This window comes from Mameliella sp. MMSF_3455 (assembly GCF_030733205.1).
In the GTDB taxonomy this organism is placed as follows: domain Bacteria; phylum Pseudomonadota; class Alphaproteobacteria; order Rhodobacterales; family Rhodobacteraceae; genus Antarctobacter.
In genome coordinates this window covers 1-1,462 of sequence record NZ_JASHJL010000104.1, presented here as the reverse complement: position 1 = coordinate 1,462, position 1,462 = coordinate 1, and the positions used below count along the sequence as shown (strand labels likewise).

Sequence of the window (1,462 nt, the reverse complement as noted above, 5' to 3'; positions counted from 1 at the left end):
CGACACGCAGCATGAAACCTAAACCCGATACACCTTAGAAACGCTGCAAACCTGTCCGAAAAGATGGGACCACTTCACACGTCAACGCACAGTGAAAGCCAGAGAAAGGGAAGCCCGGGTGCCGGGCTTGAAAGGATAGAGAGAGGCTCATCCGGGTCCGGCGAGACAAGGACCCTGACCATGGCCAAGACCACGACCCGCCCGAATCCCACCACCTCAAAAAAGACCGAAGCCGTTGGATCGGCCGCGCCTGACGGCGGTGCCGACATCCGGATGATCCCGCTCGACAAGCTGGAGCCGAGCCCACTCAACGTCCGCAAGGTGGCCGCAAGCGCCAGCGACGATGCCGAGATTCTTGCGAGCATCCGCGAGACGGGAATCAAGCAGAACCTGGTGGTTCACGCACTTTCCGAGACACGTTTTGCCGTCGACGCAGGCGGTCGTCGCCTCAAGGCGCTGAAACAACTCGCCGAGGACGGTGTGATCCCCGCTGATCATCCAGTGCCCTGCCTTGTCGAGGACGAGCGCAACGCCATCCTTACCTCGGCCACAGAAAACCTCCAGCGCGCGGCGATGCATCCGGCAGACCAGTTCGAGGCCTTCGACAAGATGATCGGCGAGGGTCGCAGCGAAGACGAGATTGCGCTCAAATTCGGCGTCTCCGTCGACCTGGTGCGCCGTCGCCTCAAACTCGCCCGTGTCGCACCCGAAATCATCGAGCAGTTTCGTGCCGGTGATCTGACCCTCGAATGCGTGATGGCTTTCACGCTGACCGACGACCATGACCGCCAGCTCGCGGTCTGGAACGCCGTGAAGGGCGGCTATCACATCCATCCGCAGAGCATCAAACGTCAGCTGACCGGGGCCGCACATTCGGCGAACTCGGCAATTGGTCGATTTGTCGGCATCGAGGCGTATGAGGCGGCGGGCGGGGTTCTGCTGCGGGATCTCTTCGACGACCGGGCAACCGCTCATATGGAAAACCCCGACCTCTTGGAGCGTCTCGCCATTGAGAAACTGCAGGCTGCGGCCAAACCCTTCGAAGGGATATGGAAATGGGTCGAAGTGCATCTTTCGGTGGATTATGGCGCGTTTCGCAGTTTCGGGCGGGTCTATCCGCAGGACATCGAACCGGATGCGGACATGCTGGCCGAGGAGGAACGTCTCATCGCGCGTGAGGAAGAATTGGCGGCGCAGAACGACGGGGAGGACTGGACCGACGCGGAGACCGAAGAATACTACGCCATCGAGCCGCGTTTGCGCGAAATTGAAGCCATGCAGCGCGAACGGCAACCCTATGCCGAGGCAGATCGCGCTATCGCCGGTGTAGTCCTGACCATCGGCCATGACGGGGTGTTGCGCGTCGAGAAAGGCCTGGTGCGGCCCGAGGACATTCCTGTTGCGCCCGAACCGGACGATACCACCGCAGATCCGGATGGCGCTCCCTCCCCTGCCCGCCCAC

1 protein-coding gene is annotated in these 1,462 nt (G+C 61.6%); it reads left to right on the top strand.

Annotated elements, in window-relative coordinates; genetic code table 11:
- Positions 1–180 precede the first annotated feature (180 nt).
- Positions 181–1,462: ParB/RepB/Spo0J family partition protein (locus RBB42_RS28020; RefSeq protein ID WP_306043973.1), on the top strand; the 1,282-nt coding region annotated here is incomplete at its 3' end.